Consider the following 16,668-nt stretch of genomic DNA (forward strand, 5'->3'; position numbering starts at 1 on the left):
TACTATTAATAATCATATTCTATTTTACTCTTCTTCCACCACTGAAATCAGAATGTAATTCAGAAATCTTAACTACATCTCCAGTATGTGGCGCATGAATCATACATCCATTACCTACATATATTCCAACATGATGTGCTGGTGATCCAAAGAAAACTAAGTCTCCTGGTTGAAGTTGGTCTCTTGATACGTACTGTCCAACACCCTGCTGTTCTGATGCTATTCTTGGTAAACTTATTCCAAAATGTGCAAAAACATAGCAAGTAAAACCAGAACAATCGAAAGAACTTGGACCATTTCCTCCCCAAGCATAAGGTACACCTTGGAAATTTGATGCATATGCAACTATTGCACTAGCTGATGATGATGCTCCTCTTGATAATGCAGGTGAAGCTGCACTATACCTTTCAACTTGACTTTGAGCTGAAGCAACTAAACTATTTGCTTGTACATCTGCAGCTTTAAGTGCTTTTTCTTTAGCATCTAAGCTTGCAATTAAGTTTTTTTGCTCACTTCTAGTATTATTAAAACTTGCTAATTTCTTTTCATTATCTGCTTTTAGTGCTAAAAGCTTATTATTCTCATTGTTTAGAGCTTCTTTTTTCTTTGATATTGTATCCTTTTTTTGTTTTAAGTCATTTATTACCTTTTCATCAAAACCTACTATTTTTTTTACAGTATCTACTCTTGATATAAAATCACTTAAATTGTCAGATTCTAATATGACACCTAAATAGCTATCTGCCCCATTTATGTACATAGCTCTAACTCTTTTATTAAATACATCCTGCTGTCCTTTTATGCTGTTTTCTGCATTAGTTAATTCTAGCTGAGTTGCTTTTATATCTGCTGTAGTTTTTTCAATGCTTTTCTTATTACCATCTATTTGCTTCATTATTTCTGTTATTTGGTTGTCCAATTTTTCTACTTTTGTTTCTAAATCTTGTTTCTGCTGTTGAACTTGAGCTATTTGTGGATTAGTACTTGTTGGTGCAGCAAAAACAGGTCCACTCAATGTTACTGCTAATGTTAAAGCAACAGCAACAGATAAAGTCCTTTTATTCAATACGTTAACCTCCTTAGTTAAAAATATTTTTTATTGTTCTTTGTTTTAGTTTCAAGTATATATGAATATTCGCTAAAATACCCCTTAATATATATACTTAAAACATCTGTGTTTATAAAAAAACATTTATTATCCTTAAGATATCGTTGTCAAATAATTAAATTATTTTTTTAATAAACTTTCATCCAAAAGCTGCATATTTATATTATATCATTAATTTATGTCAAATCTCAATGTTACGATGGTATTTTTTTAAAATCGTTAATATTATACTATGAAAATCTTTAATTTATTAAAAAATTAAAGGCCTTCATTTTAATATGAATATATATATATAGAATTTTTTTATTTATTGAACTTTCTATAAGTCAATTGAATACTTATATATTTCAGATTTAGGCAATTTTCTATCTTTAGCTACTTTTTTTATAGCCTCTTTTTTACTTATACCATCTTTAATATACATTTTTATATGTTCATCAATTCCCAAGCCTTCCCATTCAGCCCTTTCTTCATCTAATATTTCTTTTTCATCCTTTCCCTGAACTACAAGTACTAATTCACCTTTTACATCCCTATCCTCATAATAAGTTATAGCTTCGCTTAAATTTAATCTAAGTATTTCTTCATGTAATTTTGTAAGTTCTCTGCATATGGCTATTCTTCTATTACCCAAATTACTTTTTAAAAACTCTAAAGTACTTTTAAGCCTATGAGGTGCTTCATAAAATATTAAAGTTTCCTTTCTACTTTTTAAGTCCTCTATTACAAGTTTTCTTTCTTTGTTATCTCTAGATAAGAATCCCTTAAATATAAATTTAGTTGTATCCAAACCTGAATATACCAGTGCAGTAGTTACTGCTGTTGCTCCAGTTAAAACTTCAAAATCTATATTCTCTTCTATACATTTAGAAACTATTACTGCTCCAGGATCTGATATACCTGGAGTTCCAGCATCGCTTACTAAAGCTATATCTTTTCCATCCTTAAGTTTATCTATAAGATTTTCACTTTTACCTTGTTCATTATGCTGATGATAACTTATTAATGGCTTTTTTATATTAAAATGATTTAAAAGTTTTAAACTTTGTCTCGTATCTTCCGCTGCTATTAAATCTACCTGATTTAATACTTCTAATGCCCTAAGTGTTATATCTTTTAAATTGCCTATTGGTGTAGGCACTAAATATAGTTTCCCAATACTCATATATGCTCCTCCAACTTAAATCTTAATTTTATCTGATGGATATCTACTGTAACACTCTTACTAAGTAAGCTTCATTGACATCTATCTTCCATACATTTTATTAATTTCTTCTGTATAACTACCATCTAAATTATGGACACAAAGTGGCTCATCCCATTTCAAAAAAGCTCCACCATTATTTTGACCATCAATTAATATCATATTAGGAGCTTTTTTAAAATTAGGTTGAATCATTTTTATTAGCTTTGGTTCAATTTTATATTTCCTCATAAGACATATAATGTCCGCAAGTCTATCCGGCCTATGTATCATATACATTCTACCATTATCCTTTAAAACGCTCTTACATGACTTTATAACATCTTCTAAAGTACAACATATTTCATGCCTTGCAATAGCATTTTTATCATTAGGATTTATAATACCTGAATTTTTTAACTTGTATGGTGGATTTACTGTAACTACATCCACTTTGGGCAAACTTTTTATAAACTCTAAATCCTTTAAATCCTTATTAACAAATTTTATTTTATCCTGAAGATTATTAAGTTTACAAGTCCTGTTGGCCATTTCAGTCATCTCTTCTTGTATTTCTATTCCAATTATTTGAGAAGCTGTTGTTTTGCCTGCTAATATAAATGGAATTATTCCAGTACCGCTGCACAAATCTATAACCGTTGCATTTCTCTTGATATTAGCAAAGTTAGCAAGTAATACTGCATCTACGCCAAATCTAAATGCATCCTTTTTTTGTATTACACAAATACCCTTAAGCTGTAAATCATCCAGCGTCTCATCTTCTTTCAAAAAATTTTCATCCATAAATTTTTTTCCTCACTTCTATAGTTAAATAATTGCCTTACACATTATAATTTTTTAATAATATAATTAATAATTGTGTTATCCATGTTTATCACCAATTATCATTTATATAAATTAAATTGTCAAATTTTTTTACTTTAAACTTAAGTTTTATATAAAATTAGGCCTTAAGATTGAATATATCTTAAGGCCTTTATTTAGTACTTATATTTGGAACATTGGCAGGATTATCACCTATAGGTTTATCACCTATGGGTTTATCTCCTATATTTACATTACCTATAGGATTGCTGCTAATTCCATTGTTTTCTATTTTATTATATTTACTACTTACTATAATTATATCAACTCTTCTATTCCTTGCTCTTCCTTCTTCTGTGGAATTATCCAATATAGGTCTATATTCTCCGTATCCCACTGCTGAAAGCTTATGTGCATCTACATTACTACTAGATATAAGTAATTCAGTAACATTAGCTGCTCTAGACACAGATAACTGCCAGTTAGAATTAAATTGCTCATTATGTATAGGAACATTATCTGTATGCCCTTCTATTCTCATAGAATTGCCTAGTTGATTTAATATTTTTCCTAACTCTATAAGTTTTGCTTGTGAATCTGCTTTTACCTCTGCTCTTCCAGTGTCAAAAAACAAAGTATCCTTTAAACTTACTACAAGGCCTCTTTCATCTATTTCTGTGTTAGCACTATCCTTCATTCCATTTTTTTGTAAATAACTATCAACTTTTTGTTTTAAATCTTCCATTTTAGATGATTCTGTTGCAGCTTGTGATGCACTGCTTTCTGGACTTGAAGTTGGTGTTATATTAACCGCATTTTCGCCACCCTGCAAAATCTTTCCATTACCCATTGCTATGCTCATAGATTGGGAAAGCTGGCTAAATTTTGACTTGTCCACATTGCTCATAGCATACAGCACAACAAAAAGTATCATAAGTAAAGTCATAAAATCTGAGTAACTAAGAAGCCATCTCTCACTATTTTCATGTTCTTCTTCTTTTTTCTTCTTCATTCTGCTGACTTACCATCCATTCCTTCAAATTTTGCAAGTTCTTCCTTGCTTAAGAATCCTTTCAATTTTTCTGCTATAGTATTAGGATTTATTCCTTCCTGTATATATAATATTCCTTCAATTATAAGAGACTTTTCTCCAAACTCTTTTTCGTCTAACGCTTTCAATCTAGTAGCTAATGGTAAAAATAATAAGTTTGCAGATGAAAGACCATATAACGTAGCCAAAAATCCTGATGCTATTTTAGGACCTAATGTATTTGGGTCTGATAAATCAGCTAAAATATGAACTAAACCCATTACCGTACCTATAATACCAAGTGTAGGTGCAAATCCACCTGCCTGCGCAAAAATAGCGGCTCCCTTTTTATGTCTTTCAGATGTAGATTCCAATTCCAACTCTAAAATACTTCTAACTGCTTGTGGATCAACACCATCTACTACTAATTGAAGTCCCTTCTTAATAAAAGGATCTAAATTAGGGTCACTAGATATTTCTCCTTCAAGACTTAATAAACCATTTTTTCTAGTCTTATATGATACATCTTTAAAATATACTACAAGTGATGATAAATCTATTTTTTTAGGACTTATAGCTACTTTTAATATCTTAGGCAATCTCTTTAAAATTTCTCCTGGAAATGTAAGTCCAACTGCTCCTGCTGTTCCACCAAATACTATTACAGCTGGCGCAAGTAAGAAAAGAGAACTTATTACTCCTTTCTCTATTACAAATCCTGCTACGATGGATCCAAATCCAACCAAAATGAAAACAATAACAGATATGTCCATTTTTATCCTCCATTCAACAATTTTGCTTTATATAATAAATAATCGAACAAAAAAAACCAATCTTTATACAAATTATACATTTATATTAATCTTAAAAACTGAAATCAAGCAAAATAATCTATTTCATGCTTCTAAGCATGTCCAAAACAAAAAGACTGCTAATAAGCAGTCTTTTTAATAAAAATATTATTCTTGAACTGGTGCTCCTACTGGACAAACGTTAGCACAATTTCCACAATCAATGCAAGTATTTTCATCTATAACAAATAGAGAATCTCCTTGGCTTATAGCGTTAACTGGGCATTCTGAAGCACATGATCCACAACTTACGCATGAATCTGTAATTTTGTAAGCCATTATGTAACACCTCCTTTTTTATTTCGATGTTTCACATCTATTTTTTATTTTACCACGTTTACACAGATTTTTAAAGATAATTTTAAAATACTATATACCCCCAAATCCTCTATAGATTGAACTAATCTATCATTAGTCACAAAGTAATCATCGTATACAATATTTATCTCACCTTTGTCTTTATTTATTTGGCAAGCTACTACACCTTCATTACTTGAAACTGCCGCTCTTATCATATTAACATCTTCAGCTGTATTCATATTGTGAACCTTCAATACAGACTTCATAGTTTTCCTCCTTAATTGTCTTTAAATAATTCTTTGATTATTTCTACATCCTCAACTTGGTCTACATCTATTTTAATTTCATCCTCACTTATACTTCCTTCAAATCCTCCAGATACTAATTCTATATCATTTATTGGAACTTCCACCAATATTTCTTCTCCATCTTCAGATTTTACTTTAACTTTTACCTCTTCCTTTACTACAGAATTTGAAATTACTTCTCCTTTTCCATAAGGAGTATTCACAATAGAATTCGTCTTAGGCAGCTTTTTTCTAATCTGTTCATATGTTTCCTGTTCATAATTTAAACAGCACATAAGTCTACCACATATTCCTGATATCTTTGTAGGATTTAAGGATAGATTTTGTTCCTTTGCCATTTTTATTGACACTGGTGCAAAATCACCTAAAAACGTTGAACAACACATAGTTCTTCCGCAGGGTCCAAGTCCTCCTATCATTTTTGCTTCATCCCTTACACCTATTTGTCTTAACTCTATTCTAGTTCTAAAAATAGCTGCTAAATCTTTTACAAGTTCTCTAAAATCCACTCTTCCATCCGCAGTAAAATAAAATATAACTTTATTATTGTCAAAAGTATATTCTACATCTATAAGCTTCATTTTTAATTGATGTTTTTCAATTTTTTCTAAACATACCTGAAAAGCTTCTGTCTCTTTTTCCTTATTAACATTATGTCTTTTTATATCTTCTTCATTAGCTATTCTTATAACACTTTTAAGCGGTGGAACTATTTCAGATTCCTCCACTTCTTTACACCCTATAACACATTCTCCGAATTCTATTCCCCTTGCTGTTTCTACTATAACTTTATTATCTTTTTCTATATTCAAATCATCTGGTGAAAAATAATATATCTTACCTGCTTTTTTAAAACGCACTCCTACAACTTTTACCATACTATACCTCCTGCATTTTGAACAACATAGAGTCAAAAACCAATATTGAGTTAACGTTCTTCTCCATCTTTATTCTAGTATCTTTTATAGTATTAATAATACCATTTAACTTATTAAATGAAAACATTTCAGTCATATCTTTTATATCTTCAATTTTATCTATATTTATTATTAAATCCCTATTTGATGTTTCTTTATACACAAGTACATCTCTTATATAGGCTAACATACAAGTTAAAACTTCCTGCCATTCATTTTTATACTTTACGAAAAAATCCTCATTGTGCAGAATTTCCTCTAAATTACTTTTACTTAATGCTTTTAATACATTTATAGTAGTATCTCTAATTTCTTTTAAAGAATTATCATTAACAAACTTTTCAGCTCTTCCTGGTATACCATCGCTAAATGCAATAATAGATTTTAATTCTTCCTCGGGTAAATTAGTAAACTTGCTTTCTATAAACTGTATAATTTCTTTTTCACTCAATCTATTGAGTTTATAAGTTTGACATCTTGACTTTATAGTATCTAATATTAATTCCAACTTCTCACATAGTAATATTATAAAAATTCCTTTTGGTGGTTCTTCTATGGTCTTTAAAAACGCATTCTGAGCAGTCTCCGTGATTTTATCTGCATTATACACTATAATTACCTTTTTGTTTCCCTCATAAGGCTTTTTATTAGTTTCTTCTATTATACTTTTAATTTCATCTATTCCTATTGATTTCTTACCTTTTGCTAATTTAAATTCTACTATATCAGCATACTGTTTATCCTCACATTTACCTAAAATTTCAACAGCAGTTTCCCTGGCAATAAAACTTTTCCCTATACCATCTTCACCTACAATAATATGTGCATGAGAAAACCTTTGTTGTTTTATTGAATTATTAATTTGGAATTTTACATTTTCATGCCCTATTATCATATCAAAGCTCAACACAATCCCTCCAGTTTAAATTTTTATAAATTTATCTACATCCACAACAAATATAGTTGCTCCTCCAACTTCAACTTCCACAGGATATGGAACATAAACCCCTGTTGAACCTGCTACAGGCGAAGGTGTTGCTACAACTTGCTGCCTAGTTTTACATATTTCCTCTATTTGAGATATAACTTTATTTACTCTTTCTTCTTCTACTCCAATCATAAGAGTAGTGTTTCCCGCTTTCAAAAAGCCCCCTGTTGTAGCAAGCCTTGTTACTCTAAATCCTGATTCCATTAATACTTCAACTAAATCTCCAGAATCATCATCTTGAACAATTGCTATTACTAATTTCATATAACTCATCTCCCATTATTATATTTTCTTAATTATACAAATATTAGATTAACTTATACCCTCTTAAATCAATTTTAACATAATTTTATAAACTACTTACTAACTTCCCCTTTTATTATATCAAATACTTCTTTACTAATTGATTGAATACTTTTTATATTTCCATTTTCTACACACTTTACTCTATTCCATTTATACTTTTCTGCTATTTTGCAAGAATTATCATAAGAATGTATCAAATATTCATAATCCTTTTCATGTATATCTTTGTGAGCATCTCCTGTAATCTTATTAGCTCTCTCTTTCATAAGACTCCTACTATATTCTGGAGGCATATCAAGAAATATAACACAATCTGGTATAGGTAGTGCAAAAATTCTAAACTCAAAGTCCCAAAGCCAATCCAAAAACTTATCTTTTTCTTCCTTGTTTCTAATTTTTGATGCCTGATGCACCATATTAGCAGTAGTATATCTATCTGCTAATATTATACCCCCTTTTTCATAAAACTCTTTCCATTCAGTCTTATAGGAAGCAAATCTATCACAAGCGTAAAAAGTAGATGACACATATGGATTAACATCTTCTGGATTGCTACCAAATTCACCATTTAAATACATCTTTACCAAGGCTGAAGAATCACTTTTATAATTTGGATATTCCACCTTTTTAACTTTATAATTTTCCTTTAAAAGCTTTTCATATAATCTTTGTGTTTGTGTAGCCTTTCCACTACCATCACAACCCTCTATTACTATTACAATTCCTCTATTCATTTCTTCCTCCACCAAATTCATCAATTACTTCTATTTTATTTTCTTCCAATCCTAGAATATCTACTCCTCTATCCTTGTAATAACAAATAGCATTTAAAATTCTATCACTTATTACTTCCCCCATATTTATTATAGGCACTCCTGGTGGATATGGTACCACATTTACAGCACTAATTCTCCCTAATGAATTCTTTATATTTACATACTCCTTTTTTTTATCCATAACTTCAAAAGGCATATAAGCCATTAAAGGTATGTCATAATTTAGTAAATTAAACTCTTCTATTTTCAATTTATTCAAATCACATTCTCTAAGTACATTATATAATTTTTTAATTTCCCATTCTTCATTAAATGGTGAGAAAATCAAAACTACATTAGAATGGTCACTCATTTCCACATCAATATTATTTTCTCTTAAATAATCACCTAATAAATATCCGCTGTATCCTTTTTCTAAGTTTATTACATATCTAGTATTGTCAATATCGTAAATACTGCTTTGTTTAACATCATCTTTACTAATTACATTTATACCTTCTATTAAATTTATCTTATTCCTATAGAAATTTAGCATACTTAATAACTTTTCATATTCTTTTTCTCCACAAGTTTCTAAATAATATCTTGCATAATCCATGGACCCTAAAAATAAATAAGAAGGGCTTGTACTAGAAAATGCACTTACATAAAAATCTGCTTTTTCTATATCTTCCTTATTATTTACATGAAGATATGATGTTTGAGTTAAACTAGAAAGTGTCTTATGTGTACTAGTAACTACCATATCTGCATTTAGTTTTACTGCGCTTTTAGGTAAATCTTTATGTATTCCAAAATGTGCTCCATGAGCTGCATCTACAAGTACTTTTATATCATACTTTCTTGCTTGTTCTATTACATATTTCAAATTACAACACATACCATAATAATTAGGGTATGTAACAACTATACCTTTAGCATCCTTATTTTCATCTAAAACTTTTAAAAAATGCTCCAAATCTATACAAACTGGAGCATTGAGCTTATCACTTACCTTATTATTTACATACACAGGCTTAAGTTTCCTCATTATTATGGCATTAAAAATAGATCTGTGACAATTTCTTTCTATTAATACCTTATCCCCTTCTTTAAAACTGCTAAACATCATAATTAAATTTCCTGATGTACTTCCGTTAACTAAAAAATAAGATTTTTTACTTCCATAAAATTTTGTTAAAAGCTCTAAAGATTTTTTTATTATACCCTGAGGGTTGTGAAGGTTATCTGTACCCTCTACTTCAGTGATATCACATGCTAAAAAATGTTCCATAAACTCCTTGCCAATAGGAGTATTTAAAAAACCTCTTCCACCCTTATGTCCAGGTGTACAAAATCGTATGTTATCTTTTTCTACATATTTTAAAATGCCTTCTAAAATCGGTAACTCTGACAATTTATCTCCTCTTCCCTTATAACTAACTCAGCTATATTTTTTCTTATACATTCTTTATAATATTCATAGAAATCAGTGTCTCTATCCATATTTATTAACCTTTTCTCACAGCATGGGCAAATCCCCTTACCATATATCATTATACCATTATTTAAAGTCTTTCCACATATAATACAAACCTGCTTCCCCATTTAATACCTCCTAGTCCATTTTTTATATCTAAAATTCTTACCTCTTTTATATATAATATTCATGTTCACTGCAAAATTTATTTTGTCCACATAAATAAACTCAATATAATTTATTTCAATTGTATTGAGTTTATTTCTATATTAAATATTTACAAATTTTAGTCCTTTATTGTTACTAAAGTTCTATATGGAACATTATCTTGAATCCACTTAGCATCTTCTATTTTAAGTCTTATACATCCGTGTGAAGCTTTAGAACCTAACTTATTATATTCAGATTGTACTGCATATCCACTTAAGGTATATATAGCACTGTGGAATAAATAATTATTATCTAGTCTTGTCCAATAATAACATTCAGTAGTATCAGATGCTGCAAAACTAGGTCCTTTAGCTCCAACTAAAAATCTACCTGATGGTGTTGGAGTTTCGTCTTTTCCTGTTGAACATATAAATTCTTTAACCACAGTTTCTCCATTAAATACATATACTCTTTGTCTTGACTTATCTACAAGTATATTATAAGGTCCTGAAGGTGTTACTGTATTAACCATACTCATAGATACATAACCCTTTATGTAATTTAAAGTGTCATAATCCAATACTTCTACATAATAATATCCACCGCTACTACCCAAAATTTTAACCTCTGGAAGACTTCCATAAGTTGAACCTATATTTGATGCTGAAGAACTTGGACTACTTTTTATATAAACCCTTTCACTTTCTCCTGCATTCATAATATTAAAAGAACTTGTCCACGCAGGTGGCTGAACTCCTTGTTGTGCTGGTTTTGGTGGTTCTTTTTCTAATCCTATTAAATATAATGCCTTTAATGAAACTGCTCCTTCTAATCCAAATAGAGAAACATTTTTAGTTGATGCTATTATCTGTTTAATATCATTCTTTTCATTTTCATTTATGTCTTCGCTTACTAGTATTAAAGGTGATTTAGTCTTTTGTGCTAGAGCTGATCCTGAAAGTGAATCTGGAAAATTTGATCCTGAAGCCAAATATACAGTACTTAAATCTAAAGTATCTCTAAATCTACTAATTACAGCCAAATTAGTACTATATCTATCCGTACCACTTATTCTTTCTGCGTTTTTAAATTCATCTTTTGTACTATTACTAATAGCTCCTTCTGAACCTATAACATAAGTATTGTTAACTTGTTTGTCTTTTAATGAGTTTTTTACTACATCTGGTACTGAATTTTTTTCTACAAGTATTATAGGTACATCAATACTTGCAGCAATTGGTGCAATTGACAATGCATCTGGATAATTATCTCCTGATACTACTACAATTCTATCTTTTACACCTACATAGTTTGCAACCATCATAGCTGTCTCATATCGATCTTTACCACCTATTCTTTCGCAAGTTATTCCCATAGTATTAATGCTAGTTTCTACGTCTTTTGATATAGAATTACCTATTATAAAAACATTTTTTATTCCACTTCTTTTAAGTTCTTCTGCCGCTTTGCTGTCCAGCTTGTTTTCTGTAGTAAGTATTATTGGGGCATCATACTTTTTAGAAAGGGGACATGCACAAAGAGCATCTGGAAAATTTTCTCCTGAGGCAATTATTGCATAACCTGACTTTGTATCAAACTTTTGCGAAATTTTCATAGAAGTTTCATACCTATCAGTTCCACCATATCTTTGATAGTTTCCTTGAGCATAAACTTTTGATGTTGTGTTAATACTAATTAAAGTTACAATCATAACTTTGCAGAAATTTTTTAACATTAACTTGCAGTTTACCAAAACCATTCCCCCTTAAATTTGTTTTACACACTAGTTTTTACTAAAGACATATTTACCAATTAAGACATATATCTAATTTTAAATAATTTTTAGCAGATTTACAACCACATTTTTTTATTATTGACTTACGTAAAACTTAGGAGGTACTTTTTATGAGGCAAGAAATATCAAGCTATTTAAGCACTATAAAAGATGATATTTTAAATCTATCAAAATACATTCACGAAAACCCCGAAGATAGTTTTCATGAATTCAAAGCATATAATTATATAATAAATATGTTGAAAAATAACAACTTTAACATTACAGAACATTACCTTGATATACCAACAGCTTTTTATGCACAATATGGTACAGGTCATCCTAAAATATGTTACATATGTGAATATGATGCTGTTAAAGATTTAGGCCATGTTGTTGGACATAATTTAATATCTGCTATGTCTATAGCTGCTTCCTTATCATTATCTAAGATAATACCAAAAATAGGCGGTAGTGTTGTAGTTATTGGATGTCCTGGTGAATTTTTAGGTAGTTCCAAAGTTACCATGACTAAGCAAGGAACTTTTAATGATATAGATGTTGTACTAATGGCTCATCCAGATGTAATTACTGCTGAAAGTGGTTCTTCTATGGCTATAATACCAATGAAAATAAGCTACAAAAGTAAATCTGGATTTACTTATAGAAAAACAAAGAAACATACAGCATTAGATGCCTGTTTATTTGTTTTTAACACTTTAAGCTTACTTTCTAAAGGATTTGAAGACAATTGTACTATTGATGGGATAATACTAAAGGGCGGTGATTCTCCCTACCTTTTACCTTCTGAAACAGAATCAAAATTTTACATTAGATGTCCAAAAATGTCTATGGCCTGTGAAATAGAAAAAAAAGTACAGGAGTTGGTTAAAACTACCAGTTACTTAATGAATGTAGATTGCAGTGTGTGTCTATATGAACTGCCTTATGATGAGTTAATACAGAATAAAAACTTATCTAGAATATTTAGTCATAACTTAAAGGAAAGCGGCATAATAGATATAGATCCTCCTAAAGACACTAACTCTGGATTAAGCTTAGGAACCGTAAGCCAAGTTGTACCTTGTATTCATCCATATATATCTATATGTGAAGATAAAAATATAGAATATTCTTCAAAAGAATTTTCTGAAGCTACTATCTCCTATTATGCACAGGATAAAATTATAAAAGTTGCTCAAGCACTTGCTTTAACTGGATTAGATTTAATAGAAAATGCTTCTTTACTTAATCAAGTAAAAAAAGAATTTTTTAATGTGAAAAACGGAAGAGACTAATTAATAAGTCTCTTTTGTTTTTCGGTATTTATAAGATATAATATAAATATAAATACTTAAAATTAATTTTTACTTGGGAGGAACATATGATTTCAATTTATAAAACTTTAGATGAATCAGGAAAATTAGAATCTATTGATACCATAGAATCAGGATGCTGGGTTAATATAGTAGCTCCCTCTGAAGAAGATTTACTTATTGTATCTAAAAAAGCAGGAGTATCATTAGACTTTTTAAAAGCTGCACTAGATGAAGAAGAAACCTCTCGTATTGATATAGAGGATACTAATCTTCTTGTCATAGTAGACATACCTTTCAGTGAAATGGAAGATAACTCGTTAACTTATGACTCATACCCATTAGCAATTATTCATACGGAATCTTCTATAATAACTGTATGCTTAAAAAATAGCAAAATGCTTACCGACTTTATAGATAACAAAGTTAAATCATTTTTTACTTTTAAACGTTCAAGATTTATTCTCCAAATATTATATAGGATAGCAAGCTACTATTTAACTTATTTAAGACAAATAGACAAAAAAAGTTTACTTATTGGACAAAAACTTCATAAATCAATGAAAAATAAGGAGTTAATTCAGCTATTATCTTTAGAAAAATCCTTAGTTTACTTCTCTACTTCTTTAAAATCTAATGAAATTACACTTGAAAAAATGTTGAAACTTGAACTACTTCAAAAATATCCTGAAGACCAAGATATACTTGAAGATGTTATTATAGAAAATAAGCAAGCTATAGAAATGGCCAATATTTATAGTAATATCTTAACTGGTACTATGGATGCCTTTGCATCTGTAATATCAAATAACTTAAATATAGTAATGAAGCTATTGGCTTCTATAACTATAGTCATGGCTATTCCTAATATGATTTTTAGCTCATTTGGAATGAATTTTATTGGTATACCTATGGCTTCAAATCCTCATGCATTTTGGATTGCTTATGGTGTATCTGGAGTGTTATGTTTAATTGCTATAATCATATTGAAGAAAAAAGGATTATTTTAATAATGGGGGTGTAATAATTGATAGCTGAAAGATTAAAGTTTGGTGATACTATAGGTCTTGTATCACCTGCTGGAGCTGATAATCCTGATAGTATAAAAAAAAGTATTAGCTTTTTTAAAAGTTTAGGATTTAATATAAAGGAAGGTGAACATATATATGATAAGTATGGCTACTTTGCAGGTAATGATAAAGATAGAGCAGAAGATTTTACAAACATGTTTTTAGATGAAGATATAGATATGGTTTTATGCATAAGAGGTGGGTACGGTGCTATGAGGATTCTTCCTCTTATAGATTTTAATGTTATAAGAGAAAACCCTAAAATATTTGCAGGATTTAGTGATATAACTACCTTATTAAACACCATATCTTCAAAATGCAACCTGGTAACTTTTCACTCTCCAATGTTTAACTCTAATTTTTCAGATAAAATTACACTTGAAAGCTTTTTATATAGTATTATGAATGCATACAATCCATATGACATAAAAAACCCTGAAGGTTTTAATACTGAATGTTTTTCTAATGTACCTTCTATTACAGGTGAACTTGTAGGTGGAAACTTAGCTCTAATATCTAGTACTTTAGGTACTCCTTACGAAATAGATACAAAAAACAAAATTTTATTTATAGAAGACGTATCTGAGGAACCTTATCGAATAGATAGAATGCTAACTCAATTAATTTTATCTGGAAAACTTCAGCAGTGCAGAGGATTTATTTTAGGTCAATTTACAAATTGTTCTCTTCCACACTATGAAAGAAGCCTTACCTTAAAAGAAGTAATTGAAGATAGAATTCTCTCATTAAATAAGCCTACTGTGCTTAATTTTCAATCAGGGCATTCCTACCCTAAGCTCACTCTTCCTATTGGTGCACAAATTAAATTGGATTGCAAGAGTGGTATAATACACGTACTTCACGGTGTTATAAATTAAAAAAAACCTCACAATAATTTGTGAGGTTTTTTATTGGAGGCGCCACCCAGATTTGAACTGGGGATAAAGGTTTTGCAGACCTCTGCCTTACCACTTGGCTATAGCGCCATAAATATATTTTACTTCCAACGCTTTTTATAATATCATTAATATTAATATTTGTCAATATATTTTACCATATAAAACTACCTTATTATACACTTAATTGAAATTAGCTGATATGATATAATAATAGTCAAGAGGTGATAACATGGATTATTCAGAATTAAAATCTGTAATAAACTCCAGTAACAATATTGTATTTTTTGGTGGGGCTGGTGTATCTACAGAATCAAAAATACCTGACTTTAGATCTGAAGCTGGATTATATAAAACTAAAAATAACTACTCATATCCTCCAGAAGTTATGTTAAGCCACAGCTTCTTTATGTCTCATACTGAAGACTTTTTTGATTTTTATAGATCAAAAATGATTTATAAAGATGCTAAACCTAATGCTGCCCATTATGCTTTAGCAGAACTGGAGAAGATCGGGAAACTATCTGCTGTTGTGACACAAAATATTGACGGACTACATCAAATGGCAGGTTCTAAAAATGTATTAGAACTTCACGGTTCCATTCATAGAAACTATTGTTGTAAATGCAAAAAGTTCTTTGATTTAGAATATATAATAAATAGCAAAACATCTGTACCAAAATGTGATGTTTGTGGATCAACTATAAAACCGGACGTAGTACTGTATGAGGAAAGCTTAAATACGGATGTTATTAATAACTCTATTAAACATATAAGTAATGCTGATTTACTTATCGTTGGTGGTAGTTCCCTTGTAGTATATCCTGCTGCTGGATTAATAGATTATTTTAGAGGACCTAACCTAGTTTTAATCAATAAATCATCTACACCATATGATAATAAAGCCAATATAGTCATACACGACAGCATCGGTAAAGTTTTAAACAGTGTAATTTAAAATTACTTTTTAGTTGTATAATAATTTTTTAAAAGGCATTCTTACGGATGCCTTTTTTAATAAAATTAGTTTATATATAAAAAAGTACTAAGTTTTTACTTAGTACTTTTTTTCTTACCTGGCAACTACCTACTCTTCCACAGGGCCTCCCCTGCAGTACCATCGGCACTATAAAGCTTAACCATCGTGTTCGGAATGGGAACGGGTGTTACCTTTACGTCATTATCACCAGATTCTTATTTAGTTGTTTGAAAAGCACGGGGTAATTCTTAACGTCACTACCGTGACTAAATTACCCGGCAATTGTCATTTAGACATTTGCCCTCTCAAAATTGCACAGTGAATTTATTTGGTCAAGCCCTCGACCTATTAGTATCAGTCAGCTGAACATGTTACCATGCTTACACCTCTGACCTATCAACCTTGTGTTCTTCAAGGGGTCTTACTAGCTTA

18 protein-coding genes, 1 tRNA gene and 2 rRNA genes are annotated in these 16,668 nt (G+C 30.0%); 4 read left to right on the forward strand and 17 right to left on the reverse strand.

The window, feature by feature from the left end; all coding sequences use genetic code 11:
• Positions 1-19 precede the first annotated feature (19 nt).
• From HBE96_RS02770 to HBE96_RS02835, 14 genes are all read right to left on the reverse strand, one after another.
• A complete protein-coding gene (locus HBE96_RS02770; RefSeq protein WP_169296240.1) occupies positions 20-1,066 on the reverse strand; it encodes a C40 family peptidase in 1,047 nt (348 codons plus the stop codon).
• A 361-nt stretch (positions 1,067-1,427) separates the two neighbouring features.
• Complete coding sequence (gene rsmI / locus HBE96_RS02775; RefSeq protein ID WP_169296241.1) at positions 1,428-2,273, reverse strand: 16S rRNA (cytidine(1402)-2'-O)-methyltransferase; 846 nt, start codon at positions 2,271-2,273, stop codon at positions 1,428-1,430.
• An 81-nt stretch (positions 2,274-2,354) separates the two neighbouring features.
• Positions 2,355-3,095, reverse strand: coding sequence for a tRNA1(Val) (adenine(37)-N6)-methyltransferase (locus HBE96_RS02780; RefSeq protein WP_169296242.1), 741 nt, complete (start codon positions 3,093-3,095; stop codon positions 2,355-2,357).
• A 193-nt stretch (positions 3,096-3,288) separates the two neighbouring features.
• A complete protein-coding gene (locus tag HBE96_RS02785) occupies positions 3,289-4,128 on the reverse strand; it encodes an OmpA/MotB family protein (RefSeq protein WP_169296243.1) in 840 nt (279 codons plus the stop codon).
• Positions 4,125-4,919, reverse strand: a complete 795-nt coding sequence (locus HBE96_RS02790; protein ID WP_169296244.1) for a flagellar motor protein — start codon at positions 4,917-4,919, stop codon at positions 4,125-4,127. Before HBE96_RS02790 ends, HBE96_RS02785 begins: the two co-directional genes overlap by 4 nt.
• Before the next feature lie 186 nt (positions 4,920-5,105).
• Complete coding sequence (locus tag HBE96_RS02795) at positions 5,106-5,276, reverse strand: DUF362 domain-containing protein (RefSeq protein ID WP_169296245.1); 171 nt, start codon at positions 5,274-5,276, stop codon at positions 5,106-5,108.
• 44 nt (positions 5,277-5,320) lie between these two features.
• On the reverse strand, positions 5,321-5,563 hold the full coding sequence (locus HBE96_RS02800) for a heavy-metal-associated domain-containing protein (protein WP_169296246.1): 243 nt from the start codon (positions 5,561-5,563) through the stop codon (positions 5,321-5,323).
• Positions 5,564-5,574: 11 nt separating this feature from the next.
• Complete coding sequence (locus HBE96_RS02805) at positions 5,575-6,483, reverse strand: PSP1 domain-containing protein (RefSeq protein ID WP_169296247.1); 909 nt, start codon at positions 6,481-6,483, stop codon at positions 5,575-5,577.
• Between the two features lies 1 nt (position 6,484).
• Positions 6,485-7,429: a DNA polymerase III subunit delta' gene (locus HBE96_RS02810; protein ID WP_169296248.1), complete on the reverse strand. Its 945-nt coding sequence runs from the start codon at positions 7,427-7,429 to the stop codon at positions 6,485-6,487.
• A gap of 15 nt (positions 7,430-7,444) precedes the next feature.
• Positions 7,445-7,774 carry a cyclic-di-AMP receptor gene (locus tag HBE96_RS02815; RefSeq protein WP_169296249.1) on the reverse strand — a complete coding sequence of 110 codons (330 nt, stop codon included), beginning with the start codon at positions 7,772-7,774 and terminating at the stop codon, positions 7,445-7,447.
• Between the two features lie 92 nt (positions 7,775-7,866).
• Positions 7,867-8,550, reverse strand: coding sequence for a dTMP kinase (locus tag HBE96_RS02820; protein ID WP_169296250.1), 684 nt, complete (start codon positions 8,548-8,550; stop codon positions 7,867-7,869).
• A complete protein-coding gene (locus HBE96_RS02825) occupies positions 8,543-9,988 on the reverse strand; it encodes an aminotransferase class I/II-fold pyridoxal phosphate-dependent enzyme (RefSeq protein WP_169296251.1) in 1,446 nt (481 codons plus the stop codon). The genes HBE96_RS02820 and HBE96_RS02825 overlap by 8 nt, the downstream gene beginning before the upstream one ends.
• Positions 9,967-10,179 carry a sigma factor G inhibitor Gin gene (locus HBE96_RS02830; protein WP_169296252.1) on the reverse strand — a complete coding sequence of 71 codons (213 nt, stop codon included), beginning with the start codon at positions 10,177-10,179 and terminating at the stop codon, positions 9,967-9,969. Before HBE96_RS02830 ends, HBE96_RS02825 begins: the two co-directional genes overlap by 22 nt.
• 158 nt (positions 10,180-10,337) lie before the next feature.
• Positions 10,338-11,954, reverse strand: a complete 1,617-nt coding sequence (locus tag HBE96_RS02835) for a cell wall-binding repeat-containing protein (RefSeq protein ID WP_169296253.1) — start codon at positions 11,952-11,954, stop codon at positions 10,338-10,340.
• Positions 11,955-12,106: 152 nt separating this feature from the next.
• Between HBE96_RS02835 and HBE96_RS02840 the strand changes: the two genes are divergently transcribed.
• The 3 genes from HBE96_RS02840 (at position 12,107) to HBE96_RS02850 (ending at position 15,239) form a co-directional block, all read left to right on the forward strand.
• Positions 12,107-13,273 (forward strand): zinc-binding metallopeptidase family protein, encoded by a 1,167-nt coding sequence (locus tag HBE96_RS02840; protein ID WP_169296254.1) that lies wholly within the window; start codon positions 12,107-12,109, stop codon positions 13,271-13,273.
• An 86-nt stretch (positions 13,274-13,359) separates the two neighbouring features.
• Complete coding sequence (locus tag HBE96_RS02845) at positions 13,360-14,301, forward strand: magnesium transporter CorA family protein (RefSeq protein ID WP_169296255.1); 942 nt, start codon at positions 13,360-13,362, stop codon at positions 14,299-14,301.
• A gap of 17 nt (positions 14,302-14,318) precedes the next feature.
• Positions 14,319-15,239 (forward strand): S66 peptidase family protein, encoded by a 921-nt coding sequence (locus HBE96_RS02850; protein ID WP_169296256.1) that lies wholly within the window; start codon positions 14,319-14,321, stop codon positions 15,237-15,239.
• A 34-nt stretch (positions 15,240-15,273) separates the two neighbouring features.
• Here the strand turns inward: HBE96_RS02850 and HBE96_RS02855 are convergent.
• Positions 15,274-15,347, reverse strand: a tRNA-Cys gene (locus tag HBE96_RS02855).
• 142 nt (positions 15,348-15,489) lie between these two features.
• Between HBE96_RS02855 and HBE96_RS02860 the strand changes: the two genes are divergently transcribed.
• Positions 15,490-16,215, forward strand: coding sequence for an NAD-dependent protein deacylase (locus HBE96_RS02860; protein WP_169296257.1), 726 nt, complete (start codon positions 15,490-15,492; stop codon positions 16,213-16,215).
• Positions 16,216-16,331: 116 nt separating this feature from the next.
• On the opposite strand, the gene rrf is transcribed toward HBE96_RS02860, so the two are convergent.
• A 5S ribosomal RNA gene (rrf, locus tag HBE96_RS02865) occupies positions 16,332-16,448 on the reverse strand.
• A gap of 116 nt (positions 16,449-16,564) precedes the next feature.
• Positions 16,565-16,668: ribosomal RNA gene (locus tag HBE96_RS02870) — 23S ribosomal RNA — on the reverse strand; the annotation flags it as partial.

Origin of the sequence: Clostridium muellerianum, from assembly GCF_012926525.1 — a bacterium.
Taxonomy (GTDB): Bacteria; Bacillota; Clostridia; order Clostridiales; family Clostridiaceae; genus Clostridium_AM; species Clostridium_AM muellerianum.

Coding starts and splice junctions, on each gene's coding strand:
- rsmI (WP_169296241.1), bottom strand. CDS start 2,273: ATGAGTATTGGGAAACTATATTTAGTGCCTACACCAATAGGCAATTTA.
- HBE96_RS02780 (WP_169296242.1), bottom strand. CDS start 3,095: ATGGATGAAAATTTTTTGAAAGAAGATGAGACGCTGGATGATTTACAG.
- HBE96_RS02785 (WP_169296243.1), bottom strand. CDS start 4,128: ATGAAGAAGAAAAAAGAAGAAGAACATGAAAATAGTGAGAGATGGCTT.
- HBE96_RS02790 (WP_169296244.1), bottom strand. CDS start 4,919: ATGGACATATCTGTTATTGTTTTCATTTTGGTTGGATTTGGATCCATC.
- HBE96_RS02795 (WP_169296245.1), bottom strand. CDS start 5,276: ATGGCTTACAAAATTACAGATTCATGCGTAAGTTGTGGATCATGTGCT.
- HBE96_RS02800 (WP_169296246.1), bottom strand. CDS start 5,563: ATGAAGTCTGTATTGAAGGTTCACAATATGAATACAGCTGAAGATGTT.
- HBE96_RS02805 (WP_169296247.1), bottom strand. CDS start 6,483: ATGGTAAAAGTTGTAGGAGTGCGTTTTAAAAAAGCAGGTAAGATATAT.
- HBE96_RS02815 (WP_169296249.1), bottom strand. CDS start 7,774: ATGAAATTAGTAATAGCAATTGTTCAAGATGATGATTCTGGAGATTTA.
- HBE96_RS02820 (WP_169296250.1), bottom strand. CDS start 8,550: ATGAATAGAGGAATTGTAATAGTAATAGAGGGTTGTGATGGTAGTGGA.
- HBE96_RS02830 (WP_169296252.1), bottom strand. CDS start 10,179: ATGGGGAAGCAGGTTTGTATTATATGTGGAAAGACTTTAAATAATGGT.
- HBE96_RS02840 (WP_169296254.1), top strand. CDS start 12,107: ATGAGGCAAGAAATATCAAGCTATTTAAGCACTATAAAAGATGATATT.
- HBE96_RS02845 (WP_169296255.1), top strand. CDS start 13,360: ATGATTTCAATTTATAAAACTTTAGATGAATCAGGAAAATTAGAATCT.
- HBE96_RS02860 (WP_169296257.1), top strand. CDS start 15,490: ATGGATTATTCAGAATTAAAATCTGTAATAAACTCCAGTAACAATATT.